At 70.0% G+C, this 25,194-nt stretch carries 18 protein-coding genes, 1 tRNA gene and 1 pseudogene; 8 read left to right on the plus strand and 12 right to left on the minus strand.

The genetic code is table 11. From position 1 onward, the window contains the following. The first annotated feature begins 835 nt into the window (after window positions 1-835). A complete protein-coding gene (locus AB0L25_RS20490) occupies window positions 836-1,258 on the plus strand; it encodes a hypothetical protein (protein ID WP_500174225.1) in 423 nt (140 codons plus the stop codon). Beyond that, window positions 1,255-3,828: a phospholipase D-like domain-containing protein gene (locus AB0L25_RS20495; RefSeq protein ID WP_500174226.1), complete on the plus strand. Its 2,574-nt coding sequence runs from the start codon at window positions 1,255-1,257 to the stop codon at window positions 3,826-3,828. Before AB0L25_RS20490 ends, AB0L25_RS20495 begins: the two co-directional genes overlap by 4 nt. 168 nt (window positions 3,829-3,996) lie before the next feature. On the opposite strand, the gene AB0L25_RS20500 is transcribed toward AB0L25_RS20495, so the two are convergent. The 4 genes from AB0L25_RS20500 to AB0L25_RS20515 all read right to left on the minus strand — a co-directional run bounded on the left by AB0L25_RS20500 (window position 3,997) and on the right by AB0L25_RS20515 (window position 11,037). Then, window positions 3,997-4,338 carry a hypothetical protein gene (locus AB0L25_RS20500; RefSeq protein ID WP_500174227.1) on the minus strand — a complete coding sequence of 114 codons (342 nt, stop codon included), beginning with the start codon at window positions 4,336-4,338 and terminating at the stop codon, window positions 3,997-3,999. A 910-nt stretch (window positions 4,339-5,248) separates the two neighbouring features. Beyond that, window positions 5,249-6,703: a tyrosine-type recombinase/integrase gene (locus AB0L25_RS20505; RefSeq protein WP_500174228.1), complete on the minus strand. Its 1,455-nt coding sequence runs from the start codon at window positions 6,701-6,703 to the stop codon at window positions 5,249-5,251. A 28-nt stretch (window positions 6,704-6,731) separates the two neighbouring features. Beyond that, on the minus strand, window positions 6,732-6,920 hold the full coding sequence (locus tag AB0L25_RS20510; RefSeq protein WP_500174323.1) for a helix-turn-helix domain-containing protein: 189 nt from the start codon (window positions 6,918-6,920) through the stop codon (window positions 6,732-6,734). A 1,066-nt stretch (window positions 6,921-7,986) separates the two neighbouring features. Next, a complete protein-coding gene (locus AB0L25_RS20515) occupies window positions 7,987-11,037 on the minus strand; it encodes a PLL family lectin (protein ID WP_500174229.1) in 3,051 nt (1,016 codons plus the stop codon). Window positions 11,038-11,243: 206 nt separating this feature from the next. Between AB0L25_RS20515 and AB0L25_RS20520 the strand changes: the two genes are divergently transcribed. Continuing rightward, entirely contained in the window at window positions 11,244-11,741 is a 498-nt protein-coding gene (locus AB0L25_RS20520; protein ID WP_026405180.1) for a carboxymuconolactone decarboxylase family protein, read from the plus strand. A 162-nt stretch (window positions 11,742-11,903) separates the two neighbouring features. On the opposite strand, the gene AB0L25_RS20525 is transcribed toward AB0L25_RS20520, so the two are convergent. The 3 genes and pseudogenes from AB0L25_RS20525 to AB0L25_RS20535 all read right to left on the minus strand — a co-directional run. After that, window positions 11,904-12,458 carry an EamA family transporter gene (locus AB0L25_RS20525; protein ID WP_500174230.1) on the minus strand — a complete coding sequence of 185 codons (555 nt, stop codon included), beginning with the start codon at window positions 12,456-12,458 and terminating at the stop codon, window positions 11,904-11,906. Next, a complete protein-coding gene (locus tag AB0L25_RS20530) occupies window positions 12,455-12,787 on the minus strand; it encodes a winged helix DNA-binding protein (protein ID WP_500174231.1) in 333 nt (110 codons plus the stop codon). The genes AB0L25_RS20525 and AB0L25_RS20530 overlap by 4 nt, the downstream gene beginning before the upstream one ends. Before the next feature lie 257 nt (window positions 12,788-13,044). Then, window positions 13,045-13,791: pseudogene (locus AB0L25_RS20535) on the minus strand (NADPH-dependent F420 reductase); the annotation flags it as partial. 134 nt (window positions 13,792-13,925) lie between these two features. On the opposite strand from AB0L25_RS20535, the gene AB0L25_RS20540 reads away from it, so the two are divergent. Continuing rightward, window positions 13,926-14,528, plus strand: coding sequence for a TetR family transcriptional regulator (locus AB0L25_RS20540; protein WP_500174232.1), 603 nt, complete (start codon window positions 13,926-13,928; stop codon window positions 14,526-14,528). 132 nt (window positions 14,529-14,660) lie between these two features. Here the strand turns inward: AB0L25_RS20540 and AB0L25_RS20545 are convergent. Next, a tRNA-Arg gene (locus AB0L25_RS20545) sits at window positions 14,661-14,726 on the minus strand. A gap of 149 nt (window positions 14,727-14,875) precedes the next feature. Between AB0L25_RS20545 and AB0L25_RS20550 the strand changes: the two genes are divergently transcribed. Together AB0L25_RS20550 and AB0L25_RS20555 are read left to right on the plus strand one after the other, a co-directional pair. Further along, window positions 14,876-15,037: a DUF6247 family protein gene (locus tag AB0L25_RS20550; RefSeq protein ID WP_500174233.1), complete on the plus strand. Its 162-nt coding sequence runs from the start codon at window positions 14,876-14,878 to the stop codon at window positions 15,035-15,037. A gap of 767 nt (window positions 15,038-15,804) precedes the next feature. Beyond that, on the plus strand, window positions 15,805-16,428 hold the full coding sequence (locus AB0L25_RS20555; protein WP_500174234.1) for a PucR family transcriptional regulator: 624 nt from the start codon (window positions 15,805-15,807) through the stop codon (window positions 16,426-16,428). Between the two features lie 13 nt (window positions 16,429-16,441). On the opposite strand, the gene AB0L25_RS20560 is transcribed toward AB0L25_RS20555, so the two are convergent. From AB0L25_RS20560 to AB0L25_RS20575, 4 genes are all read right to left on the minus strand, one after another. Further along, a complete protein-coding gene (locus AB0L25_RS20560; RefSeq protein WP_500174235.1) occupies window positions 16,442-17,980 on the minus strand; it encodes an MFS transporter in 1,539 nt (512 codons plus the stop codon). 97 nt (window positions 17,981-18,077) lie between these two features. Next, entirely contained in the window at window positions 18,078-19,490 is a 1,413-nt protein-coding gene (locus AB0L25_RS20565; RefSeq protein ID WP_500174236.1) for an NAD(P)/FAD-dependent oxidoreductase, read from the minus strand. Next, a complete protein-coding gene (locus AB0L25_RS20570) occupies window positions 19,487-19,954 on the minus strand; it encodes a hotdog family protein (RefSeq protein WP_500174237.1) in 468 nt (155 codons plus the stop codon). Before AB0L25_RS20570 ends, AB0L25_RS20565 begins: the two co-directional genes overlap by 4 nt. Then, window positions 19,951-21,585: a class I adenylate-forming enzyme family protein gene (locus AB0L25_RS20575; protein WP_500174238.1), complete on the minus strand. Its 1,635-nt coding sequence runs from the start codon at window positions 21,583-21,585 to the stop codon at window positions 19,951-19,953. The genes AB0L25_RS20570 and AB0L25_RS20575 overlap by 4 nt, the downstream gene beginning before the upstream one ends. 309 nt (window positions 21,586-21,894) lie before the next feature. Between AB0L25_RS20575 and AB0L25_RS20580 the strand changes: the two genes are divergently transcribed. Continuing rightward, window positions 21,895-23,313: an amidase gene (locus AB0L25_RS20580; protein WP_500174239.1), complete on the plus strand. Its 1,419-nt coding sequence runs from the start codon at window positions 21,895-21,897 to the stop codon at window positions 23,311-23,313. A 211-nt stretch (window positions 23,314-23,524) separates the two neighbouring features. Continuing rightward, complete coding sequence (locus tag AB0L25_RS20585) at window positions 23,525-25,168, plus strand: ABC transporter substrate-binding protein (protein ID WP_500174240.1); 1,644 nt, start codon at window positions 23,525-23,527, stop codon at window positions 25,166-25,168. The last annotated feature ends 26 nt before the right edge of the window (window positions 25,169-25,194 follow it).

Here is a 25,194-nt window from a genome sequence, read left to right on the forward strand (position 1 = left end):
GACCCCGACGGGTGGCCGGGCATGGCCCATGGGGCCGACGAGACGAAGAGCTCGCTGGGGGCGGAGCTGCCGACCGCGCGGGTCGCCGACGCCGAGGACGCGGACCACCGCTATTCGTCGCGCGCCTGGGGATTCTGGGAGCAGTACAAAGGCCCGAGCGCGGTCCTCGGCACGGTCGTCGACGAGGGCGGCGCCTTGCGGCCGGGGCGGCACGCGTGTCCCGCCGAGGTGGTCGAACTGTTCGCGCCGCTGCTGCGGGCAGCCGAACGGGACGCGCTCGACGGGGCGCGCCTGGACGCGCTGGCGCCGCTGGCGATGCAGGCGCCGGAGCGCCCTGAGACGGCGTGGATGCGGGGCCTGCTCACCGCGACGCGGGACGGACGGCACGAGTCCAGGGAGTGGGAACGCGACGACCGCCGCCGACGGGACACGTTCCGGATGCTCGCACGGGCGTTGACGCTCCACGGCGACGAGTTCGATCGCGGTTGGGAGCACTGTGTGCGGTCGGCCGTCGCCTTCGGCGGCGAGGCCGAGACCGACCCCGTCCTGAGGGACGTCGACGGCGTCCTCGGGTGGCGCGGCCTGCTGTTGCGGAACTACTCGGTGAGCGCCTGGCGGCGGCTGTGGGCGGGCCTTGTCCGGTCGATGGGTTCGGACGGCGGAGAGGCCGACCGCACCAGGGACGAGTTGTGCGATTGGCTGATGGCGGCGATGCCAGACGAGTCCCTCCGCAGCGTCCTGGACGGGTTGCCGGACACGATGAGCGGCGGGCACCCGGCGCCCGCCGAGCGGCACGTCCTCGCCGGCGCCGACCGGCGTGACCCCGTGGTTCAACGTGAAGCTGCTGCTGGTTGGCGGCCTGCGGGCGAAACAGCTCGCGGGCGAGGCCCGCACGACGTTCCTGGGAGCGCGCGACATCCTCAACCCGCTGTGGATGCGGGGCGTGATCGACGACTTCGCCGACCGTCCCATGCGGGACCTCGCCGAGCGCCTCGTGGACGACATGCTCGCGCAGTCCAGGCGCGTGGCGCTCGCCAAGATGCGTCCGGACAAGGACGGACGCATGAAGGTGTTTTCCCGCGTGCACGAGCGCGGCGGACGCTTCTACAAGACGGGTGACGAAGGCGACAGCGACATCGGGACGCGCATCCACCAGACATCGGACCTCGCGCACCAGCTCGGCCTCGTCAGGGTCACCGCAGACGGGACGGCGGAGATCACTCCGCTCGGCGAGAGCCTGCTGGAGGTGACGGAATGACCTGGGAGTTCGCCTCGCCCCTCACTCTCCTCGGCGAGTGGCGCGACCGCGCCGACGAGGCCGACCTGCACGAGCTGGTCCTGCTCGGCTTCACCGTCGACCTGCCGTTCCTGGAGAAGACGCTGATCCCGACCGCGCGCGCCCTCGGCGCGCGGGTCACCGTGCTCGGCGACGCCGCCCAGAGGCTGTACGACCCGGTGGACGTGCGGTCGGCCGGGCGCTCCTACTTCCACGGACTCGCAGCCTGCCGGGGCGCGTTCCACCCGAAGCTGGCACTGCTCATCGGCGCGGACGAGGCCGCTGCCGCGATCGGCTCTGGCAACCCCACGATGGCCGGCTGGGGGTACAACGACGAACTCTGGACCGTCCTGCGCGGCCGGGACGACGGCGCCCCAGAGGCACTGCAGGAACTGGGCCTGTGGCTCACCGCGCTGGACCGTGCCGTGGCCATGCCTGCGTACGCGGCGGAGCTGCTGAGGGAGACCGGCGAGCGGCTCCTGGACTTCCGCGACGTGCCGCATCCGGCGAGGGTGTTGCACAACCTCGAAGTCGGCCTGCTCGAGCAGTTGCCGACCGGCCCCGTGGACGAACTCCACCTGTACGCGCCGTTCGTCGACCTCGGCGGGGACACTCTGGCGGCGATCATCGACCAGCTCGCCCCGTCCAGGATCGTCATGGGGCTGCAGGAGCGGTGGAGCAGCTACGACGGGGACGTCCTGCTGGGCGCGTTCGGCGGCTGGGACGTCGAGCTGCGGTCGCTCGCCGAGCGGCGGCCACGGCACGGCAAGCTGCTCGAATGGTCCACCGGCGGACGATGGCACGCCCTCACCGGGAGTGCCAACCTCACCGCGAGCGCCATGATCAAGCCCGTCGCGGACGGCAACTGCGAGCTCGGGGTGCTCGCGCCCGTCCCAGGGCCGCTGCTGCCCGAAGGGGCGGCCACGCCGCTCGCGGACCTCCGGGGACGGAAGACGGCCCGACCCCACGAGGGACGCCCGGCGCTGCTCGTCCTCGGGGCCCTCCTCACGGGCGCCGGGCTGCTTCAGGTCACGCTGGCCCGCCCGTACGCGGCGGAGGTCGCCGTCGAAGTCTCGCCGGACGGGGCGCCCGGTTCGTGGGAGACGGTCGGCACCGTCCCCGCAGGGGAGACGGTCTGCGAGTTCCCCGTCCCCGAATTCGCGGGCGCGGTGGTGCGGATCGCCGGTTCGGGGACCGGCGGCCGGAGCGAGTCACCGCCCGTCTTCGTCGTCCACCCCGCTCGCTGCGCGCGCCGCCGGGACGGCGACGAGCGGGTCGGGCTCCGCCGCGACTACACCGAGGAGGAGATCTTCGAGGACGACGAGTTGGGCCGCCGCTTCCAGCACGACCTTCTCCGCCTCGGCGATCTGCTCGCCGAGCACCGGGCGGTGCAGCCGGCCCGGACCGCCCGCCCGGCCACGGTGTCGGCCGTCCATGACCAGTACGCCGCCTTCCTGGACGAGTGCGAGCGCACGTTCGGCCGTCCCCTCACGCTCGGCGTCTTCGGCCGGGCCGGGCCGCCCGACCTGACCATGGGAGCGCGGTGGGACGTGGCCGCCGACGTTTCGATCGAGGACGAGGACCCGGACGACCCGAAGCCGCCGGACGGCGGTGAGCCCGCGAAACCGGGACCCGAAGAGATGACGTCGAAGGCCAAAAGGGAGTGGCGCCGCTGGACCGCGCGCGCGGTGGGAAGGTTCGTCCCCGAGAAGGGCGCCGCGGCGCCGATCATGATGCGCGTCCTGCTCGCCCGCCAGTTCGTCCGGCTGCTCGCCCGGGGCGTCTGGGAGACCGGCGACGAGTCGTGGCGCGAGCCGATGGCCCGCATCACCCGAGCGCTCGTCCCCGAACCGGCGGACGACCTTCCCGATGAGGCGGTGGAGCACGTGACGGCGCTGACCGCGGTCTGCATGGGGCTGCTGCGCGGCGGGGTCTCCCTCACTGGCGGCGGTCCGCATGACCTGCTCGCCGCCGACACCTGGGACGTCGTCCGGGAGCGGATCGTCGGGGCCCAGCCCGAACGGGCAGCGACGCTGTTCATCCCTCCGGCTGTGCCCCACGCGCGGGTGCTGGGCCGCTGGGAGTTCGAGCGTCTCGCGGACCTCGCCGTCGATCCGCTCGCCGCGGCCCTCGACGAACTGGCGGCGGAGAAACTGCACGTCGAGCACGACGCCGGGCTGTACCGGGTGACCGGGAGTTTCGGCAACCCGATCCGTGCCGCCGGTCGCGTCGCCACCCGGCTCGGACGGCACGTGGACACGGTCCTCGTCCATGCGATCGGTGATCGTGGAGCTGCTTTCGTCGCCTGGCAGCGCCCCCACCTCGTCCTGGCCAGCTCGCCCACTTGGCGCGGCTGGCGGGTGTACCGCCTGTCCGGGCTGGTTACCCCCGAGACCAGGCTGAGCGGCGACGGCGGCCCCCCGACTATCGGGCTCGTAGGCAAGCCGGTGCGGCTGGAGGCCGTTCCGCCCGAGGCCGCGCAGGACGTCCTCGCCCGCGCAGGGCTCGACCACCTGGAGGTCGTGCGGAGGTTGACCGGCGCGGGCGAGTGATGCCGCTTCGCAACAGTTCGGCAAGGCGCAAGAGCGCCCTGACTACTACCCTGTTGCGCACGTCAACACGTCGGGCGCGCGGCGATCGCCCTCTGCAATGCCGCCACCACGTGCCGGTGGCGATGGCAGAACCGCCGCGGGATCCACTTTCCAGCCTGCGGGTCCTGCTCAGGAGCTGCGTGTAGGCGCCAATCGGCCGCCCGCACTCCCGCTTGCGCGGCGCCGGCGCCATGCAAACTGATTCCGGCTCTTCCAATGAGTGCCGCGGGCGCTGGTGGCCAGGTCCGCTTTGATCACGTCTTGTAGCCACCCCAGATGGCCGCCCGACAGCGTCGTGCGTGCCCCGTCGTACACGCACGTCGACTCCAGGAAGCGCGGATCGGCGCCCACCGCGGCACGTGCGGCGTCCTTCCACTGCACCTGACCCCGCGCAGCGTGCAGTTGCACCGCTGCCATACCGAGCAGCAGCCGCCCATGGGTGAGGTCACGGTCCCGCAGCATCGCGGTCATGACTTCCGAATGATCGCTTTTGGGCGCCGCCAGCGCCGTGTCCCCAGCCTCGAACCGTATTCCAATCCGAGCATTCCCCCCCGATCTGTTACGGAAGGCAACGCACGGGCTCGGCGACCTACCGTGCCAGTGCCTGGTGATCGCCACGCCGGGAATCGTTGATTCGGTTGCCATGTGATCGGTTGGTCGGGATCCGGACGCCTAGTCCGCAGATCAGGTGAGGCGGCCGGCGTCGTCCGTCATGCTGACGAAGGGGGCGAGATCGCTGCGACGGCCGGCAAAGTGTCGCCTCGGGACGGGTGATGAGCCAGTAGTCAAGGGGCATCTCGATCTCGGCGGGGAGCACCCGTACGAGACCGTCGTTACGTGAGGCAAGGAAAGTTGGAAGAAGTCCGTCCCGCTTCCGGTGAGAGCGGCCGGCACGTGCGGCTGCGGCGAAGCGGGTCCGCCGCAGCCCGGCGGCTGCCGGCCCGGTGAACGCGATCGCCTGCACCGGAGCGGGCATCGCTTCGGCCGAACAGGTAGCGTAATCGCCTGCCCTCGCGAGCGCGGTGCCCCGCTTTCGGGAGCCAAAAAGGGAGCCACCACAATCAGACCGCTCCAGATCTGGAACGACGTGGGCAGGGTGTTTGTGCAGGTGAGAGGCTCCCCGATCGACTCAGGTCGACCTAGATCGACTTACCTTTTCTGCTTCACACCGAAGAGGTCACTGGTTCGAACCCAGTATCGCCCACCCTTACGACACAGGCCCTCCAGCGAGATCGCGGGAGGGCCTCAGTGATCAACTGGGAGGATTTTGGGAGATCATCTCCCTCCCACCCAAACGAGGTCACGAGAAACCTCCCACGATTTATCACGCTCCGTAGTCATGAAGCGGGGGCGTACGCACGCGCCCGCCCCCACCCGACGATCACGAGACGCTGGCGAGGCGCCTCCGCGAATCGTCCTTCTGCCCCGAGACGTCCACCGGGACACCGGCCTTCCGCGCGGCCTCAAGAAGGCCGTCCAGAAGCGGCACCGGTGAGTGCGCCCCGAGTTCGAGCCGCGCCGCCAGCGAGTCCTCCCACCTCCGCTGGAGCTTGGCCTTGAGATCGTCGCGCATGGTCTGCGACACGTGGGAGTACACGCCCCGAATTCCCGGCACGGTGTGCCCCAGCCTTTCCGCCTGGAGGACCTCGGGAATCGCGTCCTCCAGCATCCAGGTCTTGTGGCTGTGCCGCAGCCCGTGCGGAGTGAGCCCCTCGATCAGCGGCAGCCACACCGCAGGAGCCTGCCCCTCCCTCACGACCCGGACGCCCTTGCCGCGAGGAGGGACGAATTGCTTTCCGGGCACGGCGTCGGGCCACGCCGGAAGCGGCGTCCCCGGCCATACCGTCGCATCGACCAGCACGCTCTTCCCGATCTGCCGGGTGCCGCGTGGATACCGCCCATCGGCCGCCGGCTGGAAGATCCGGCGGGCGTAGGTGGACCGCCGGTGGTGGCGCCCATTGGGACTGAGGAAGAGAAACTGCCCACCACCACCGCACGCGGGGTAGCGGCCCTCACAAGCGCACCGGCCCCGCGTCCGCGTGCTCTGATCGGACACCAGCGCCGCCAGGAAGGGCGGCAGGTCCGCGGGCCGGTGGGAATCGTCCTTGGGCGGCACCTTCTCCACCTGCCCGGCGAGCTCGCGCAGCTGCCAGTCGATCTGGATGCGGTCCAGGCGGCACGCGGGCCGTTCCAGCCCGTGAACCTCGCCCCACCGCATCCCGGTGTAGGCGGTGAGGACGATCATGACGAAGTCGTCGTCGCGCCCCGACAGCAGTGCGCACCGTTCGGCCAGCAACAGCACCTGCAACGGCGTCGCCCACACCTTCTCCGGCCCTCGCAAGGCGACCGCCCGCCGAGCCCGCTTGCGTCCCCGTCCCCGCCGCTTGACCGCGACGTTCGTGGCGACCATGCCGCGGTCCTTGGCGTCCCCGAGGATCGTGCCCAGAAGCGACCGCGCGTCCGCCGCCGTCCGATGCGAGAACCCCTTCGTCCGGGTCCGCTTCTCCCAGGCGACGATCTCCTCCGGACTGGTGAACGTGCTGACCGGCCGGTTCCCGAACGCCGGGATGATGTGGTGATCGATCAGGTACCGGTACTTGGCCTCGGTCGTCGCCTCCAGGTCCTGCCCGGACCACCACAGCTCGACCCAGTCGGCCAGTAACGCCGCCCCGTCCCGTGGATCGTTCCACCTATGTCGCCGAATCTCCGTTTCCTGCTCCTCTCCCCACCGGAGCGCGGCCTGCTTGGTCTCGAAGCCCGACTGCGATGCCTCCGTCCCGTCCGGCCGTGTGTAGCGCACCCGCCACTTCTTGCCGCGCTTTTCGGCATACGCCATGAGTTCCTCCTCACTGAGTGGACGCGGCTCACCTCCGGCCGCGTCGCCGTACGACCGGCTGCTTGGCGCCGGCCGCGATGATTCCGTCGATGTCCTGCTCGCTGAACCGCAGGTGCTTGCCGATGAACGTGCACGGGATGGCCCGTGCGGTGGCCTTCTTCCTCAGCCAGGACTCCCGCACCTGCAGCATCGCCGCCGCCTCGGCAGGCGTGTACAGCCGGACACCAGCCCTACGGTCATGGTCGGCGCAGCCCCTCTCCGGGGCTCGATCGTTCTGCAAGGCACACCTCGCCTCTTCAGCGGGTCCGCAGGCCGCGCCGCTGTGCAGGCTCGCCCTACAGCCCCTCCTCGTGGGACGGACAGCGCCTTTCAAGAGAGTTGGACGACCGTGACCACAACTTTTACACAGAGAGTGGCCGACTGTGTACTCTAAGGCTTCGTGTCCGAGTGTTGGGCGAGCTCGCTGGTGGAGAGGACACCCACGCACCAATTCCAGACGATGCGAGGACGCCGTTCTTGCCCGGTGATGCGGCCGCGCACGACGCTGATCCCCGAACGCTTCAGCCGGGCTGCGGCGCGCACCTCCCGGTTCAGCCGGCTGATCCAGGTCGGCCGCGTGGCGTCGCCATCTGCTCGGGCAGGCGCAGACCCCAGACTGCGAGGCCCGACGTTTGACGCTGATCGACATGGGTCAAGGCTGCTCGCGCGGGCACCCGATGGGTCGAAACGGGGCGCGGTTGTGCCGGTCGGACCACCTTCGCGCGCTGCGAGGAAACCGCCATTGCGAGTTGAGTAGCGGGGAATGCCTCGGATCACCCCCGCACGCTTGGGGAAAACGGGAAGGGCAGCGGAGGCGCCGCGTCGGGATTCGGATCACCCCCGCTCACGCGGGGGAACCAGCGCCGGCACCCGATCGCCGAACGAGGCCACGGACCCCCGCGCGCGGTCGTCCTGTTCGGCTTCCTCGGGTTCGCGTCGGTGCCGCCGCTCCAAACGCGCATGCTGGAGGCGGCCGAGGGCGCCCCCGCGCTCGCGTCCGCCGCCAACATCGGCGCGTTCAACCTGGGCAACGCTCTGGGGCCCTTCCTCAGCGGGCTCGCCATCGACGCGGGGCTCGGCTACACCTCGCCGTTTTGGGTCGGCGGCGCGCTCGGCGCCGCCGGCCTCGCCATCGCCTCGTCGCCGGGGTTCTCGCCCGAACCGAACGGCGTCCGCGCACGCCCGTCCGGACGCCACCCACCGAGACCGCGTCACCGATCGCGCCTGAGCCACCGGCGGCCCGATCACCGCACCGCGCCGGCCGGTGCCGAGCGACCGTCGGCGTCGGGCGCGAGGTCCCCTTGCATGTCGACCCAGGTGTCGTTCCACGCGTGACCGTGCTCGGGACCGCGCTGCCAGGTGTGGGTGAGGTGTCCGTCTGGCGCGCGTCCGAAGACCGACAGGTCGCCGCTGGGGTTGAGAACGACTGCGGGGTCGCTGGTCAGGTGCCCGTGCAGGGGCGTCCAGCCCGACCAGGGGCCGCCGGTGCCGGTCTGCCAGCGGTGGTGCAGGCCGCCATCGGCACCGCGCGCGAACAGGACCATGCCGCCGTCCCGGCCGACCAGGACCGTGGGCCGTCCTTCCACCGCACCTTCCATGTCGACCCACGAGTCGTTCCACGCGTGGCCGTGCTCAGGGCCGCGCTGCCAGGTGTGGGTGACGCGCCCATCGGGATCGCGGGCGAACACCGACAGGGCACCGTTCGGGCTCAGTACCACCGCCGGGTCGCTGGTCAGGTGCCCGTGCAGGGGTGACCAGGCCGACCAGGGGCCGCCCGTGCCGGTCTGCCAGCGGTGGTGCAGGCCGCCATCGGCACCGCGAGCGAACAGGACCATGCCGCCGTCCCGCCCGACCAGGACCGTGGGCCGTCCCTGCACCGCACCTTCCATGTCGACCCAGGCGTCGTTCCACGCGTGGCCGTGCTCGGGACCGCGCTGCCAGGTGTGGGTGATGCGCCCCTCAGGGGCGCGGGCGAACACCGAGAGCGCACCGTTCGGGCTCAGGACGACCGCCGGGTCGCTTGCCAGCCGACCGTGCAGAGAAACCCAGTTCGGAGCCCACTCCCCGGCTTCCGACTGCCAGGTGTGCCACAGCGCGCCGTCATCGCCACGGACGAACACCACCAGCTTGCCGTAACGCCCGACCAGCGCCCACGGACGGCCCACCGCCGCACCCGCCGGGCGACCCAGCGACGTCCACTCCGACCACGCACCGCCCGGCGCGTTCTGCCACCGATGGATCACCCCGCCCGACCCATCGACACCGAACACCACCATCCCCGAACCGTGATCCACCACCGACGGCACACCCACACTCACCCGCGAAGCCCATCGCGGGGGTGTGCCGACCGCGGCGCGGGCCTCCCTGAGCAGTTCCCGTGCCTTCGGCTCGGCCTGGTCGTAGCGCGCCGGGAAGGCCGAGCGCTGGACCTCCTGCGCCGTCAGCCCAGCGGAGAGGTGGGGGAACTTCCGCTCGACGCGTACGGCGCGGACGAAGAACTGCTCGGCCGCGTAGGGCACGTGCATGATCTGCTGCGGCGTCCCCCAGCCCTGGCTGGGGCGTTGCTGGAAGACTCCGAGGGAGTCCAGGTCCCCGCACGGCAGGTTGTTCATGTGGGACTCGACCCATCCGGCTTCGAACCCGGCGAGCATCACCTTGTCGGAGACCTTGAGGTCGCGGCCGACGATGTAGACGGCCTTGGTCACCTCAAGGTCGCGATCGGGCGGGACATGGCAGGGCCGTGCTGATGCGACCCTTGTGGTTGCGGCCAGGTCGGGGGCGAGGTCCCCTTGCATGTCGACCCAGGTGTCGTTCCACGCGTGACCATGTTGCGGACCGCGCTGCCAGGTGTGGGTGAGGTGTCCGTCTGGCGCGCGTCCGAAGACCGACAGGTCGCCGCTGGGGTTGAGGACGACTGCGGGGTCGCTGGTCAGGTGCCCGTGCAGGGGCGTCCAGCCCGACCAGGGGCCGCCGGTGCCGGTCTGCCAGCGATGATGCAACCCGCCGTCCGCACCGCGTGCGAACAGCACCATGCCACCGTCCCGGCCAACCAGGACCGTGGGTCGTCCTTCCACCGCGCCTTCCATGTCGACCCACGAGTCGTTCCACGCGTGACCGTGCTCAGGGCCGCGCTGCCAGGTGTGGGTGACGCGCCCATCGGGATCGCGGGCGAACACCGACAGCGCACCGTTCGGGCTCAGTACCACCGCCGGGTCGCTGGTCAGGTGCCCGTGCAACGGCGTCCAGCCCGACCAGGGGCCGCCCGTGCCGGTCTGCCAACGATGATGCAGACCGCCATCGGCACCGCGAGCGAACAGGACCATGCCGCCGTCCCGGCCAACCAGGACCGTGGGCCGCCCTTCCACCGCGCCCTCCATGTCGACCCACGAGTCGTTCCACGCGTGACCGTGCTCAGGGCCCCGCTGCCAGGTGTGGGTGACGCGCCCACCGGGATCCCGGGCGAACACCGACAGCGCACCGTTCGGGCTCAGCACCACCGCCGGGTCACTCGCCAGACGACCACCCAGCGACACCCAGCTCGGAGCCCACTCGCCCGCCTCCGACTGCCAGGTGTGCCACAACGCGCCGTCATCGCCACGGACGAACACCACCAGCTTGCCGTAACGCCCCACCAGCGCCCACGGACGGCCCACCGCCGCACCCGCCGGACGACCCAGCGACGTCCACTCCGACCACGCACCACCCGGCGCGTTCTGCCACCGATGAATCACCCCGCCCGACCCATCGACACCGAACACCACCATCCCCGAACCGTGATCCACCACCGACGGCACACCCACGCTCACCCGCGGAGTCCACGGGGACGTGGTCCACCACGTGGTCTCCTTGCGGGCGCCTGCCCAGTTGAAGCTGAAGTGCACGTGATCGGTGTGCGGGTTGTCCCCGGTGTACGGCGTCCAGCCGGCGCCGTGGCGGTACGCCTCCCAGATGCGGCGGTTCCAGATCACGTACATGATCCCGAAGCGGCGGGCGAGCGCGTGGGGGTTGCCGTGCCGGTCCGTGGCCAGGAGCCAGTCGATGAGTTCGGACACGATGTGCCCTTGGGTGTGGACGTCCACTCCCCAGTCCCAGGCGCGCCCCTCCTTGTGCTCGCTGGGGCCGCCCCTGCGGCATTCCCTGCTGATGCCCATGTCCCGGGTGCCCGGGTAGGCGTCGAGCACCAGGGCGCGGAACGCCGCCGTTCCCGGCTTCGCCGGCGGGTCGCAGTCCCGCTGGCCCTCGAACCGCGAGTAGGGGTCGATCTGCGGACCGAAGTCAGGCGTGCTGGGGGGCATGTTCTGCACTCCTCGGAAAGGGCGTGGACCCGACACGGGGCAGCCTTTCCCCGGTCGCTCTCGTCCCGGTCACCGCGCGGTCACGCGGCCGGACGGGCCAACGGGGCGGCCCTCGGAAAAGTTTTTCGGACGGGCCGGTCACATCCGTCCGGTTCCCTTCGTCAGTGCGGTGTCAGAGCGAAACGCCACTGTGAAGGAGACCGACCATGAGCGCTTCCGCGACCACCGCCTCCCGGCTGCCGAACCCGCAGCAGCTCGTCCCCGAGCTCGGAGCCGTCGGCGGCGCCCTGTTCAAGGCCGTCGGGAACGGCTCGATCCCGCAGACGACCGTCGGGCTGGTGCAGCTGCGCGCCGGTCAGCTCGCCGGCAACACCTACCTGACCGTCCTGCACTCCGGGAACCTCCGCAAGGCCGGGGAGCCGGAGGAGCGGATCACTGCGGTGGCGTCCTGGCGGGACGCGCCGTACTTCACCGGCGCCGAGCGGGCGGCGCTCGCGCTGACCGAGGCCGTCCTCACGCCCGCCGCGGGCGGCGAGCGGGTCCCCGACGCGCTGTACGCGGAGGCGTCCGAGCACTACGACGACAAGGCCCTCGCGACGCTGGCGATGGCGATCGGGCAGGTCGGGTTCTTCACGCCGCTCGCGCTGATCGGCAAGCCGCTCCCCGGCGTGTCGCCCGCCGAGCAGTGGCGCGCGGCCGAGTAGCCCTCCCCGGACCGAAGGAACCCTAGAAGTTCCCCCGGACGACGACCCCAACGAGGAGCAGTGAGGGTCCGGAGCACCTCGCTCGCGGCCCTGAACGCATCCACGGGCGAGCCGTGCAGCGGCACAGACCGTGACAAGCGACGCCTCCGCGTCAGGCGAGCGTCAGCAGGAGGACGGCCGCCGCGGCTCCGGCCAGGCGCCGGACTCGTCGCCCGCCTGTGCGAGGGCGAGGTACTGCACCCCGATGCCGACGCTCGCGACGAGCCCGTCCCGCAGCGCGGCCCGCACCGGGTCCCGTTCGTCCGGGGGGGATTGCGACACCAGCCACAGCGCGGGCAGCACCACGGCGATGCCCGTCCAGGCCGTGGCCGAGGGGCGGTCGCCGAGCAGGACGACTCCGGCGACCGCGGGGAGCGCCACCCCGCCGACCGCGCTGACGGGGACGACCACGCTCATGGCGCCACGCGCGATGCCCCGGTACAGGAAGGCCATGGCCGCGCCCGTCCCGGCCCCCGACAGCGCGCCCCACGCCAGGTCTTCGGACCGGACGTCCGGTGCCGGGAGCAGCAGCGCGGCGACCAGCGCGCAGCCGAGCCCGCCGACCTGGCCGAGGAGGGCGACGGCCCGGAAGTCGGCGCGGCGGGCCAGCAGCCCGCCGGCGACGTCGGCGACGCCGTAGCAGGCGGCCGAGCCGAGCGCGAGCGTCGCACCGGTCATGTCGCCCCCCGGGCCCGGCGGTCGGCCTGCCCGACCGGGCAGGCCGCGCCGTCGGTGCAGCATTCCCGGTCGCAGAGGCGGCACATGACCTCGGCGTCGCCGATCTCGTCGTAGAGGCGGCTGAGGAGCTTGCCGAGCAATGCGGCGAGCAGCTCGCGTTCGCCGTCGTCCAGACCGGCGAGGACGCAGGTCAGCGGGGCGTCGCGCGCGGCGAGCATCGTGCGCGCGGCCGTCCGCCCGGCGGCGGTCGGCCGGACGCGGACGACGCGGCCCGCGGCGGGCAGCCGCTCGACGAGCCCGGCGGCCTGCAGCAATCGCGGAGAATCCAACAAACCAGCCTCTGAGCTCGGTAGACGCTCGGATCGAATCGTCTGGGTAGAGCCGATCCGTGGAAGAGTCCTCGCAGGTCAGCGGCAACTTCGTTGGATTTACGGCTGTTGCTACGAGAACCCCGGGTCGGCGGCGATCGGCTCGCGAGGAGGATCGGTTCCGTTGGTGGCGGGCTGAGTCCGGGCCTTGGTGACCGGTGCTCAGCCCGGCTGGTCGGGCGGCTGGCCGGCGAGCGCGGTTCGCGCTCGCCGGGCTGCTACTTGGTGACCTCGCGGTAGATCCGGGCGCCGTTGACCATGTCGACGCCGATGCCCGGCGTGTAGACAAGGCGGGACTGGGTGTCCCGGTCGGCGGGCATGCGGGCGCGGTCGGCGCGGGCGAGCGCGGCTCGCAGGGTGGTGGCGTCGAGGTCGGTGCAGTAGGCGGGGGAGCCGGGCTCCATGCGCCAGGACTCGGCCAGCTCTCCGGCGTCGACGGCGTCGAACCCGGTGTCCTCGACCAGTTGCATCACGACCTTCTTGGCGGCGGCGTCGTCTCCGGCGACGGGCAGGGCGATCCGGTCGGGCTCGCCCGGAGCACGTCCCAGGGTCGCGAGGGTGAGGGAGAACACGGTGTTCCACGCCTTGATGACCGGGCGGCCGATCTGCCTGCTGATCCAGGTGCTCTGGGGGGTGGCGCCTTCGAGTTCCTCGATGACGCCGTGTGCGAGCGGGTAGTAGTTGGACATGTCGACGATCACCGCGGAGGCGGGCGCCCGGCGCAGGGTCTCGGCCAGGGTGGGGATCACCGTGATGGGGACCGAGAGCACGATGACGTCGGCCTGCGCGACGGCGTCGGCGGTGGTGGCGGCGCGGGCGTGGAGCTCGTCGGCCAGTTCCTGAAGGGTGTGCGGGCCGCGGGAGTTGGCCAGGGTGAGGGCGTGGCCGGCGCGGGCGAGCGCGCGGGCGAGCTGGCTGCCGATGTCGCCGGTTCCGATGACCGCGATGTTCATGGATTTCTCCTGTTCGTGTCGCCGGCCTGCCGATGCGGGCCGGGCCGGGGCCGGTTAGGCCAGGGCCCTGCGCCGGTCCGGCATGCTGCCAGCGTACGCCACGCGTGACAGTGACTGTCAAAGATGCGGGCTGCTAGCATGGGGGTATGGCCGAGTCCAGAGTTCGCGACGTGGCCCGTCGTGCCGTCCATGCCGAGATCACCGCGGTCGCGGAAAGCCTGTTCCGCGAGCAGGGCTACGACGCGACCACGGTCGACGACATCGCCGAGCGTGCGGGCATCTCCCAGCGGACCTTCTTCCGGTACGCCAGAACGAAAGAGGACCTGGTCCTGGGCGAGTACGACCGGCAAGGCGAGCACATGGTCGACGTCCTGCGGTCGCGTCCGGCCGAAGAGAGCCCGTGGACGTCCCTGCGCCACGCCTTCGAGGTCGTCGTCGCCCCCCGCCGGGAACAGGCGAACCGCGCACGGGCGAAGCTGCTGCACTCGATCGTCGAGTCCAGCCCGGCACTGCGCGCCGCCTACCTCGACCGGATGGAACTCATCCAGCGCCGACTCGTCGACGTCCTCACAGACCGCGCCCCCGACACCGAAAGCCGCGTCGTCACCCGCGCCCTCGTCGGAGCCGCGTTCGCCGCCCTCCACGCCGTCATGGAGGCCTGCGACCCCGACGGCGAGGGACCGGACACCTTCGCCGCCGACCTCGACCACGTCCTGGCCCGCCTGGAACCCACCGGCACCCAGCGCTGACCCGGCACCGACCGGCCCCGCTGGAGCCGGCCGAGAGGCCGGCCCGCGCCCGCCGCGGTCCGGTCCGATCTGCCCGCGAAGAGGGCCGGTACTGAGATTTTGTCGATGGTAAGACTGCAGGTCAGGATGTTGCGCGCCCGGCAGGATTCGAACCCGCGACCGTCGGATTAGAAGTCCGATGCTCTCCAAAGCCTCCGCACCTGCAACGACCTGTGCAAACTCCCCACCCCACCCCGTCACACCCAAGATCATTCCGCGCGTGCTCCGGATCTTGCTCTCGTGCGCCTCCGCTTGGCCGTGCGCGGGAGTCCCGCCCGCTGCGCCGTCTCACAGGTAGATTGGGCACCATGACCGCTCGGCCCGAGGAGCCGACCGCGCCGCGCGATCCCGGCGAGGATCCGGCGACGATCTTCGACGCGCTCCCGCCGTCGCACCGCGACCAGTTCCGGGCCGAGTACGACGAGGCGCTCGACGCCGCTCACGACCTGGCGCGGTCAAGCAGGTCCTAGTCCTCCTACGCCGGTGGCGCCTGCGGGCCATCGCCTACGACCGTCCCGGCTACGAGGAGGCGGTGCAGGACGCGCTACAGGGCAAGGAAGACACCTTCGTCCGCTATACCCCTCCGCGCTGGGAAGGTCGGGTGTGACGTACCGCTTCGACGGCTTCCACGGTCGTGCGCTGTACGAACTGAATAGACTCCCCGAAGAGGTCCGAGACGGCCCCCTCCTCGAATGCCTCCTTCGCCTCCTGGAGGCTCCGTGGGACGCCGTCCCCGCACGACCGAGGCAGACCGGCGGGACCACAGGCCACCTGTACGGAGGCAACACGGTCCGAAGTGCTTATTCGCGTGAACGACCCAGCGTGGCAAGCGGCATCGCGCGAATGAGCGCTTCGGCGCGCGGGGGTCCATGGGGCGCGAGACCACCTGGTAAGCGCACGCTCAATCGCCGTGACGCAGCGACTGTCAGCCGGCGACGGCGTTAGCCGCACTACGGCCTTTGGCTGTGGAGTTCGGGAGAAGTGTCGGCAATTGCGGCCCGGCGGCAACCGCTGGTTCCTACGGCGCCAGCTATGAGCAGATGGAGGCTGTATGGGGCATCACCCGGCAGGGTATCCGTAAGAAATGGCCCGACGTCGTATGGAGAACAACCGTAGGTGACGACGCTCGGTGTCACAGACCGATCCCTGCGGTTGCGTTCTCAAGTCAAGCATCGAGGATCCGGATGTAACCGAGTAGAGCGCGGCTGTCGCGTGCCGATGGGGGACCGTCCGCTCGGTGCTGGAGGACGTCCTCGCCGCGACCGTTCACGCGCTGAACGAGCACAGCGTGACGGCATTGGTCAGCGAGGTCGACCGGGACCTACGCGCTGTGATCTCCCTGCCCGCGAATGCACCGGCGGACGCCATCGTCGATCGGCTGGCCGAGCAGATCGCGGCCCGGGGCCGCGTCGCGATCGGTGCCGGGCGCGTGGTGATCGCCACAGCCCACATCGACCGGACTCTGCGTGAAGCCCGGCAAGTCGTCGATGCGGTGCCGGACGAGCGGGCAGGCCCCATCGTGCACCGGCTCGAGGACGTCCACATCCGTGGGCTCCTCGCACTCTTGGCCGAAGATGACAGGCTGCGACTGTTCGTCTCACGCGAACTCGACGCCTTGCGAATGCATGACGAGAAGCACGGTGACGACCTCGTTCGCGCGCTGCGCGCCTTGGCACAGCATCCGAACAGCAAATCCGACGCCGCGGCCAGCCTCCACCTGTCACGCCCCGCCTTCTACGCGCGGCTGGCCAAGATCGAGTCGGTGCTGGGGGTCCGACTCGACGACCCGGACGTTCGGGTGTCGTTGCACGTCGCCCTGCTCGCCGACGAACTACACCGGGAACGGCACCGTTCCGGCTGATCCCCACGGTGGATCAGTTCGTTTTTGACGCGTCGATCCCTTTGAGCATTATCCAGGCCGCCACAGCGGCGGCCAGCAGGACCGCTGCGCTGACACCCGAGGTGATGCGCAGACCGGCGACGAAGGAGTCCTGGGCGGCCGACAGCAACGTGTCTCCTTGGACACCGCCGAGCGTGGAGGCCGCCTCCGCCGCGCCACCGATCGAGGCGCGGGCCTGGTCGACGGCCTCTGGCGGAGTGCCGGCCGGCGGAGTGAAGTTCCGGTAGACGCCGGTCACGATGGACCCCAGGAGTGCGATGCCGAGTGCTGTGCCGAGTTCGTAGGCGGTCTCGGCGACGGCGGAGGCGGCGCCCGCCTGTTTCATCGGCACACTGGAGACGATCACGTCGGAGGTGGCGGCGAATGCGAAGCCCGCCCCGATTCCGATGAGAAGTAGTGACACCAAGAGCAACCCATAGCCGGTGCCGCGCGCCAGGCTTGTCAACAGGGCGAGGGCCAGGCCGGTGCAGGCGAGCCCGCCGGCGATGACGGTACGGGCAGAGCTGCGGCGGATGGCGATCCCGGCCAGCAGGCTGGTGACCACGGCGCCTGCGGTAGCGGGCATTTCGGCCAGGCCCGCTTGGAACGGGGAACGGCCTTGGACGAGCTGGAAGTACTGGGAGAGGAAGAAGACCAGGCCGGTCAGCCCCAGCACGGCGAACAGATCGGCGGCCACGGCCGCGGAGAATCCGCGGTGACGGAAGAGACGGACGTCGATCAGCGGTGAGGGGAGCGCCCGCTGTCGGCGGACGAACCAGACCAGGGCGGCCGCACCGGCCACGCCCGCCGCGACGGTGGGGAGCGACCATCCGTGTGAGGCGATCTCCTTGATCGCGTACACCGTACCGGCCATGCCGATGAGGGACAGGCAGACGCTGGGCAGGTCCCACGGGCCTGCGGCCGAATTCTTCGACTCCGGCAGGAGCCTGGCGCCGACCAGGACCAACACGGCCATCACCGGCAGGTTGATCAGAAACACCGAGCCCCACCAGAAATGCTCCAGCAGTGCTCCGCCGACCAACGGGCCCAGGGCCGCACCGGCCGAGGCGCCGGAGGCCCATATGCCGACGGCGAATGAACGTTCACGCGAGTCGGTGAAGATGTTGCGGATCAATGCCAGGGTGGACGGCATCAGTGTCGCGCCGGCCACGCCGAGCAGGGCGCGTGCCGCGATCAGCAACTCCGGGCTGGTGGCGTAGGCGTTGAGCAGGGAGGCGGCACCGAAGCCTGCGGCGCCGATGAGCAGGAGCCTCTTGCGGCCGATGCGGTCACCGAGGCTGCCCATGGAGATCAGCAGCCCGGCCAGGACGAAGGAGTACATGTCGCCGATCCACAGCAGCTGGGTGCTGGACGGCTTGAGGTCCTCGCTGATGAAGGGGGTGGCCAGGCCCAGGACCGTGGCGTCGATGGCGATCAGGAGCACGGCGAGCACGAGGACGCTGAGCGCGATCCAGCGGGCGGGGTGCTCGGCGGTCTGTGCGGCTTGAGCCGGCAGCGGTCGCGGCGTCGTCATGTCCGCCTTCGTCCTTAACTGTTCGAGGTGTTGCTCCCTCCTGGCACTCGGGGCCGCGGGGGTACGGCATCGCACCGCGCCTTACCGCGGCCCGGTGTCAGCTGTCGAAGCCGAGGCCGAGGGTGTCCATCGTGCGGAGCCAGAGGTTGCGACGGCCGCCGTTGCGGTCGGCGGCTGCCATCGAGCGGCGGGTGAGTTCGATGCCGATCCAGCGGAAAGGCTCGGGCGGGAACGGAACGGGTTTGCTCCTGACCATGTCGAGGCGGGTGCGCGGGGTGTCCAGACCGTCGAGCCGGTCGAGGATGACCTGCGCTGCGAACCGGGTCGCGCCGACCCCGAGGCCGGTGAAGCCGAGAGCGTAGGCGACCCTGCTCTGGGCGGCGGTGCCGAAGAAGGCCGAGAACCGGCTGCAGGTATCGATCACTCCGCCCCAGGTGTGGGTGAACTGGAGACCCTCCAGTTGCGGGAATGTTCGGAAGAAGTTGGCGGCCAGTACCTGGAAGGTGGCCGGACGCTGGTCGAGATCACCCGAAAGCCGTGACCCGTAGTGGTAAACGGCGTCGTAGCCGCCCCACAGGATCCGGTCGTCGGCGGTGAGCCGGTAGTAGTGGAACTGGTTCGCGCTGTCGGACATGCCATAGCGATTGCGCCATCCGATCGAGTCCAGTTGCGCCTTGCTCAGCGGCTCGGTGACCATGGCGTAGTCGTAGACAGGGACGACGAACGGGCGCACCTTGCGCACCAGCGGCGGGAAGGCGTTCGTGGCCAGCGCGACTCTGCGGGCCACCACTCGCCCGTAGCCGGTAGTGACGACCATGCTCGCACCGCGGTTGCCCAGGCCGGTCGCGGGAGTGCGCTCGAAGATCCGCACGCCGAGCCGGACGCAGGCGTCGCGCAGGCCCCAGGCGAGCTTGGCCGGATTGACCAACGCCGTCCCGCGCCGGTCGAGAACGCCGGCGAGGTAGGTGGGCGAAGCGACCTCGGCTCTGACCTCCTCGGTCCCGAGGAACTGACAGGAGACGCCGAAGTGCCGTGCCGTCTCGGCGAATTCGCGCAGCTCGCCGACCTGGTAAGGCTGCGTGGCGACGTCGATCGCCCCGGTGCGCTCCCAGCCGCAGTCGATGCCGTGGCGCCGCAGCGTCTCCTCGATGGCGTCGAGGTTCTCCATACCGAGGCGTTCCAGCTCTGCCAATTCGTCCGGCCATCTGGCGAGCCCGTTGCCGAAGCCGTGCGTGAGAGAGGCCGAGCAGAAGCCGCCGTTGCGTCCGGACGCCGCCCAGCCCACCTCGCGGGCCTCGATGAGGACGACGTCTCTACCGGGGTCCCGTTCCTTGGCCAGCAGCGCCGTCCACAGCCCGCAATACCCGCCGCCCACCACCACGAGGTCGCACTGCTCTTCCCCGGCCAGTGCCGGGAAGGGCTCCGGCCGCGCCGGGTCCTGGAGCCAGAAGGGGGAGGGGTCTGCGTTGACGAGTGAACGTGTCGGATCGGTGGCGGGTACGACAGTCATGACTGCCTCCGGGCCCGCTCGACCGTGCCCCGCGGGTAGACCAGGCTCCACCAGTCGGCGATCATCGCGGGACCGTCCTGTCCGTCGACGGTGAAGGTGCAGCGACGCAGCACCTTGTAGCCGCGGTCCTTCGGTTCGACGGCGAGGGTTTCGTAGGTCGACAGCACGCGCTGGCCCATGTGCACCGGTGCGATGAACCGCACCCTGTCCAACCCGTAGTTGAGCCCCCACATCGTTGATGCCGAGGCGGGCGATGCGAGTTTGGCGGCCGCGTCGAGCATGCCGAGCAGCAGGAAGCCCTCGACGAGCGTGGGCGGGAACTCGGGGATGTCGTCGGGATAGGCCTTGTCGAGCCAGGTGCTCTTGGCGAAGGCGCGCAGTTCCTCTTCGCCCAACACGAACGGTGCGCCGTCCATGATGTGGCCCACCGACTGCGGGAGATTCTCGATCGTCACCTCGTTCATGCGGCTCCTCCGCTGTGCTCGGTGCGGTCCCAGGCGTGGGTGGTGGTGTGCGCGTCGTCGATCATCAATTCCTTCTTGGGGATGCGTTGAGAGGGTGTGCGGGGAAACGGAGAAGTACGGTGCTCGATGTAGCGGGGCACCTTCGGAGGGGTGAGCCGCTCGGCGCAGAATCGGACGAGTTCGGCCGGGGCGAACGCGGCGCCGGGGATGAGCTCGACGTAGGCTTTGATCTCCTCGCCCATGACCTCGTCCTGGACCGGCACCACAGCTGCGTCGAGGACGCTGGAATGCCGACGGAGGACGGCCTCGACCTCGGCGGGCGCCACGTTGACGCCGCTGCGGCGAATGACCTCCTTGCGGCGCCCTTGGAAGTAGTAGACGCCCCGCTCGTCCCGCCGCATCAGGTCGCCGGTGCGCAGCCAGCCGTCGTGCAGGACTTCGGCGGTCGCCTCGGGGTCGTTGAGGTAGCCGCCGAAGGTGACTTCGCCACCGAGTTCGAGTTCGCCCGAGCCGGGGCCTTCGACGATGGCACCGTTCACGTCGACCAAACGCGCCCGGATGTCCGGCAGCGGGATGCCCAGCGCGCCCGTGCCGACGAACTCGTGGGCGACGTGCGGCGGCATGGAGATCGCCGGCCCGGACTCCGAAGAACCGTACGCCTCGGTCCAGGGGAAACCGAACCGACGTTCGAGTTCGGCATGCCGGTCGGGCGGGATGGCCAGCGCGACGGCGTGCCGAATCGAATGGTCCCGGTCGGCCGGGCTCTCGGGCCTGCTCAGGAGCATCTGCGGCACCGACCCGATGGTGAGGATCGCGGTGGCGCCCGTGGAACGGGCCACGTCCCAGAATCGGGTCGCACTGAACCGGCGCATCAGTACAAGCGAGCCCCCCGAGCACATCGCCGCGAACAGGAAGTACAGCGGGTCGCCGTAGTGCAGTTGCAGCGGCATGAGCAGACGATCCGTCTCCTGCGAGAGCCGCGAACGGCGCAGGTGTACATCGATGTAGCGGAGGGTTTCGACGTGGTCGCCGGCGAGTGCCTTCGGTAGGCCCGTCGTGCCGGAGGTGTAGCCGATGTCGACCAGTTCGTCGACGCGCGCACTGACGTCCGCGAACCGGACCGGCTCGACACCGTTCATCAGCCGGTCGAAACCCGCCGGTTCCGGGCCATCGACCTTGATGACCGTGCGCAACGGGGGCGCTTCCTCTACGAGGGCGGCCAGAACATCGTGGGAGTCCTCATCAGTGATCGCGAGAACGCAGCCGGAGTCCTCGATCGCGTATCGGGCGTCGTGCGGACCGGTCCGCGGCGACAGCGAGACGATCACCGCGCGGTTGGCGAGGACCGCGAGGTAGGCGATGACGAACTCCGCACGGTTGCCCACCGCGAGGGCGACCCGGTCTCCCACGCCGAGGTACCGCGCGAGCAGACCGGCGAGCCGCTCGGCTCGTTCGCGCAGTTCGTGACCGGTGATCGTGAAGCCGTCCTCGAACAGCAGCACGGGCCGGTCGCCGTGGATATCGATGCCATGCCCCAGGACCGTCAGCAGCGGCTCGCGCGGGCACCCCTGCCAGGTGCCCGGGAAGTCCTCGGGCCAGGCGACGGGGGTGATGGTGGACGAAACCGACATGCGTCTCCTCCGGGTCTGACGGACGTTGGCCTTGCCGGATGAGACGGCACACTACCATTGAAATATCCGCCACGTTACATAACGAGCGGGATGTGTGGGGGTGGTCGTGCGAGGTGGTGTCGTACGCTCCGACAGGAGGTCCGTGAGAGTCGGAGGGCTCGATGACCTGAGCAAACTCCTTCATTGCTGCCAGTCTTGCTCGTGGTCGGATTGCTCTCGGCCTCTATGGTCGAGGATGTTCGTATGTGTTGTGTTACACGACAAGCGTCATACATAATCTCGGGATCAACCTCAACCCCGGGAGGCGGCATGTCGGACGGCGAGCTGTACTGGAAGAGCGCCGCAGAGCTCGGAGACCTGTATCGGCGCCGGGCCGTATCGCCGGTCGAAGTGGTCGATGCCGTGCTCGAGCGGATGGACCGTGTCGATCCGGCACTGAACATCATGGTCACCGTCACCGCCGATCAGGCGCGGGCGGAGGCGAAGGAGGCAGAGCGGCGGTTGCGGTCCGGAGAGGCGCTGCCGCCTCTGTTCGGTGTGCCGATGACGGTCAAGGACCTTGCCGAGACGGCCGGCGTGCGGACCACCTACGGATGCACCGCCTTCGCCGAGTACGTGCCTGAGGAGGACGCGATCGGGTGGGCGCGTCTCAAGGAGCAGGGAGTCATCCTGCTGGGCAAGACCACCACGCCCGAGTTCGGGCTCCTGGGCGTTACCGAGAGTAAGCTCACCGGTGCGACGAGCACTCCCTGGCGACCGGGCTACAACGCGGGCGGCTCCAGTGGCGGCGCGGCCGCGGCCGTCGTCGCGGGCGTCGGTCCGGTCGCCTGGGGCTCGGACGGCGGCGGGTCCATCCGCGTGCCGTCGTCGCTGTGCGGTGCCGTGGGGATCAAGCCGTCCATCGGCCGGATTCCCACCGCGGAGAACACCGACGGCGACTCCACCGACGGCCCCATCGCGCGCACCGTGCTGGACGCCGCGCTGGTGTTCGAGGCGACCGTCGGCCACCACCCCTCCGACCGCTTCTCGGTGCCGCGCGACACCCGCAACTACGTCGAGGCCGCCAACACGCCGGGCGATCTGACGGGGGTGCGCATCGCCGCCTGCTATGACCTGGGGCAGAAGGTTCTCGACCCCGACGTGCGCAGGCTCTTCACCCAGGCTTTGCAGGACATGCGCGCCGCGGGCGCCACCGTGGTGGAGGTCGGCATCGAGCTGCCGGACACGTCGGTCTTCTTCGACCACATCAACGGTTATGAGTACCTGGAGTTCGTCGAAGAGATGCGGGCCGGCGGCCTGGAGCTGTGGCCGATGATCCAAGAACTGGCCGAACGTGCCAAGGGCGTCACCGGACGGCAGGTCAGCGCTGCTTTCCGGCGCGGTAAGACCGACATCTACAACGCCTTCGTTACCGCGATGACCGGCGCCGACGTCATGGTGACGCCGACGACGCCCGTCCCGGCCTTCCCGCACGGCGGCGACTACGGCCCCACCCGCCTGGTCGACGGCCAGGAGGTGCCGCCGCTCGGCCTGTTGATCCATTCGATGACCGAGCCGCCCAGCCATGCCGGGCTCCCCGCGATCACCGTGCCCGGCGGCTTCGACGCCGACGGGCTGCCGATCGGCCTCCAGTTCATCGGCCGACTCTGGGCCGACGCCGACGTGGTGTCGGTGGCCGCGCGCTACCAGCGCGTGACGGACTGGCACACTCGTCACCCTGAGATCTGAGCCCTCGTATCGGCTCTGAGTCCCGGCCGGCCCGACGATCTGATCGTTGGGCCGGCTTTGCTTTGGCGGATCCGACGAGACCTGTGTTTCCATCCGGTCAACTCCGGCTTCATGTGTTGCATGTTTTATGTGGTGGGTTATATCTTCGCCGTCACACGTTGCGCATGACGTGGGTCACAGGCCGCTCGACGGCCCTGACGGAGGAGACCGCATGAAACTCACCCCCTCGACAGCGCGCGGGCTGGCATCGGCCGTCGGAGTGCTCCTCGTGAGCAGCACGCTCGCGGCGTGCAGCGGCGGAGGCGACACGACCCCCGCGCCGGTCGGCGCGTCCGATCTCGTCTCGGCTCTGCCGGCCGCCCAGGGAGAGGTCGACGAGATCACCTGGAACGTCGGCGGTGAGCCCGACACCCTCGATCCGCGCAACGCCGTGAACTACGGCTCCGGCCAGATCGTGCGCAACATGTGCGAGGGCCTACTGAAGATGGACGCGGCCTTCAACGTCTCCCCGAATCTGGCGACCTTCGACCAGGTGTCACCGACCGAATTGAAGCTGACGGTCCGCGAGGGCGTGAGGTTCTGGGACGGCAAGCCCGTCACGGCCGAGGACGTCGCCTACAGCCTGCAACGTTCCGCCGCCGAGGAGTCGGCCATCGGCTACGCCTTCATCTTCGTCGAGAGCATCGAGGTCACTGGCGACCGAGAGGTCACCGTGGCGTTCACCAAGCCCGACTCCACGTTCGTGAACAGCCTGGCCACCCTGTCCGGTGTCGTGATCGAGAAGGCATGGGCGGAGAAGACCGGCGACAAGGTCGGAACCTCGACCGGCGGCCTGATGTGCACCGGCCCGTACAAGTTCGATTCGTGGCGGGCCGGGAGCGGCGTCACGATCGTCCGCAACGACGATTACTGGAACCCCGAGCTGAGGCCCGAGGCCGGCAAGGTCGACTTCACGTTCGTCTCCGACGACACCGCGCTGGCGCAGGCGCTGGAAGCCGGTGAGATCGACGGTGCCTATCAGGTGCCCACGTCGACACTGGCGAAGCTGTCACAGTCCAAGGCCGGTCGTCTGGTGTTCGGCCCCTCCACGCAGAGCATGGGGCTGGCCGTGGCGCGTCCAGACGGGCCCTTGAAGGATCAGAAGCTTCGGGACGCCTTCCAGCGGGCCGTCGACCGCGCGGCGATCGCCAGGGTCGTCTTCAACGGAGCCGCCCAGCCCAACTTCACCCAACTGACGCCCGTGACCTGGCCCACCGCTGAGCGCGGTATCTACCAGCCCGACTATGACAAGTGGCGCAGCGCGCGGTCCTACGACGTCGAGGCCGCCAAGCAACTGGTCGAGGAGTCCGCGTATGACGGCCGCGAGCTGGTGCTGGCCATCCAGGGCGGCGACCAAGCGGCCTCGCGTATCGCGCAACTGTTCCAGCAGCAGGCCAAGGCGATCGGCGTCAAAATCAAGATCCAGTCGATGCAACCGCTGGTGTTCGACCAGGCCGGCTACGACGCCGGCAAACGCAAGGGCATTGACCTGATCTACAGCGCGAGCTTCAACAGCCAGCAGAACCCGCTGGAGCCTCTGGGGTTCGATCTGCTGCCCGACCAGCCCTACAACTACACAGAGTACGACAACCCGCAGGTCACCAAGCTGCTGGAGGAGGCTAGGTCTTCCTTTGACGCCAAGGAGCGCGCGCAACTGATCGTCAAGGCGCAGGAGATCTACGAGCCCCAGACGGGCATGATCTCCCTGGTCTCCACCAACACCGCCACCTTCCTCAACAACAGGCTGACCGGCGCCGTCACCTCGTTCGCGTACTGGTCGATGCCGCAGATGGCCTACATCGGCGCCGCGAAGTGAAAAACTCGGCACCGCGCCGCGAGGCG

Origin of the sequence: Spirillospora sp. NPDC052242 (assembly GCF_040679555.1) — a bacterium.
Lineage (GTDB): Bacteria > Actinomycetota > Actinomycetes > Streptosporangiales > Streptosporangiaceae > Spirillospora.

What these genes read in the sequence shown, in the direction of transcription:
- AB0L25_RS20540 (WP_500174232.1), top strand. Translation starts at nt 13,926, where the DNA reads ATGGCCGAGTCCAGAGTTCGCGACGTGGCCCGTCGTGCCGTCCATGCC.
- AB0L25_RS20560 (WP_500174235.1), bottom strand. Translation starts at nt 17,980, where the DNA reads ATGACGACGCCGCGACCGCTGCCGGCTCAAGCCGCACAGACCGCCGAG.
- AB0L25_RS20580 (WP_500174239.1), top strand. Translation starts at nt 21,895, where the DNA reads ATGTCGGACGGCGAGCTGTACTGGAAGAGCGCCGCAGAGCTCGGAGAC.
- AB0L25_RS20525 (WP_500174230.1), bottom strand. Translation starts at nt 12,458, where the DNA reads ATGACCGGTGCGACGCTCGCGCTCGGCTCGGCCGCCTGCTACGGCGTC.
- AB0L25_RS20585 (WP_500174240.1), top strand. Translation starts at nt 23,525, where the DNA reads ATGAAACTCACCCCCTCGACAGCGCGCGGGCTGGCATCGGCCGTCGGA.
- AB0L25_RS20550 (WP_500174233.1), top strand. Translation starts at nt 14,876, where the DNA reads ATGACCGCTCGGCCCGAGGAGCCGACCGCGCCGCGCGATCCCGGCGAG.
- AB0L25_RS20520 (WP_026405180.1), top strand. Translation starts at nt 11,244, where the DNA reads ATGAGCGCTTCCGCGACCACCGCCTCCCGGCTGCCGAACCCGCAGCAG.
- AB0L25_RS20570 (WP_500174237.1), bottom strand. Translation starts at nt 19,954, where the DNA reads ATGAACGAGGTGACGATCGAGAATCTCCCGCAGTCGGTGGGCCACATC.
- AB0L25_RS20575 (WP_500174238.1), bottom strand. Translation starts at nt 21,585, where the DNA reads ATGTCGGTTTCGTCCACCATCACCCCCGTCGCCTGGCCCGAGGACTTC.
- AB0L25_RS20515 (WP_500174229.1), bottom strand. Translation starts at nt 11,037, where the DNA reads ATGCCCCCCAGCACGCCTGACTTCGGTCCGCAGATCGACCCCTACTCG.
- AB0L25_RS20500 (WP_500174227.1), bottom strand. Translation starts at nt 4,338, where the DNA reads ATGACCGCGATGCTGCGGGACCGTGACCTCACCCATGGGCGGCTGCTG.
- AB0L25_RS20505 (WP_500174228.1), bottom strand. Translation starts at nt 6,703, where the DNA reads ATGGCGTATGCCGAAAAGCGCGGCAAGAAGTGGCGGGTGCGCTACACA.
- AB0L25_RS20495 (WP_500174226.1), top strand. Translation starts at nt 1,255, where the DNA reads ATGACCTGGGAGTTCGCCTCGCCCCTCACTCTCCTCGGCGAGTGGCGC.
- AB0L25_RS20565 (WP_500174236.1), bottom strand. Translation starts at nt 19,490, where the DNA reads ATGACTGTCGTACCCGCCACCGATCCGACACGTTCACTCGTCAACGCA.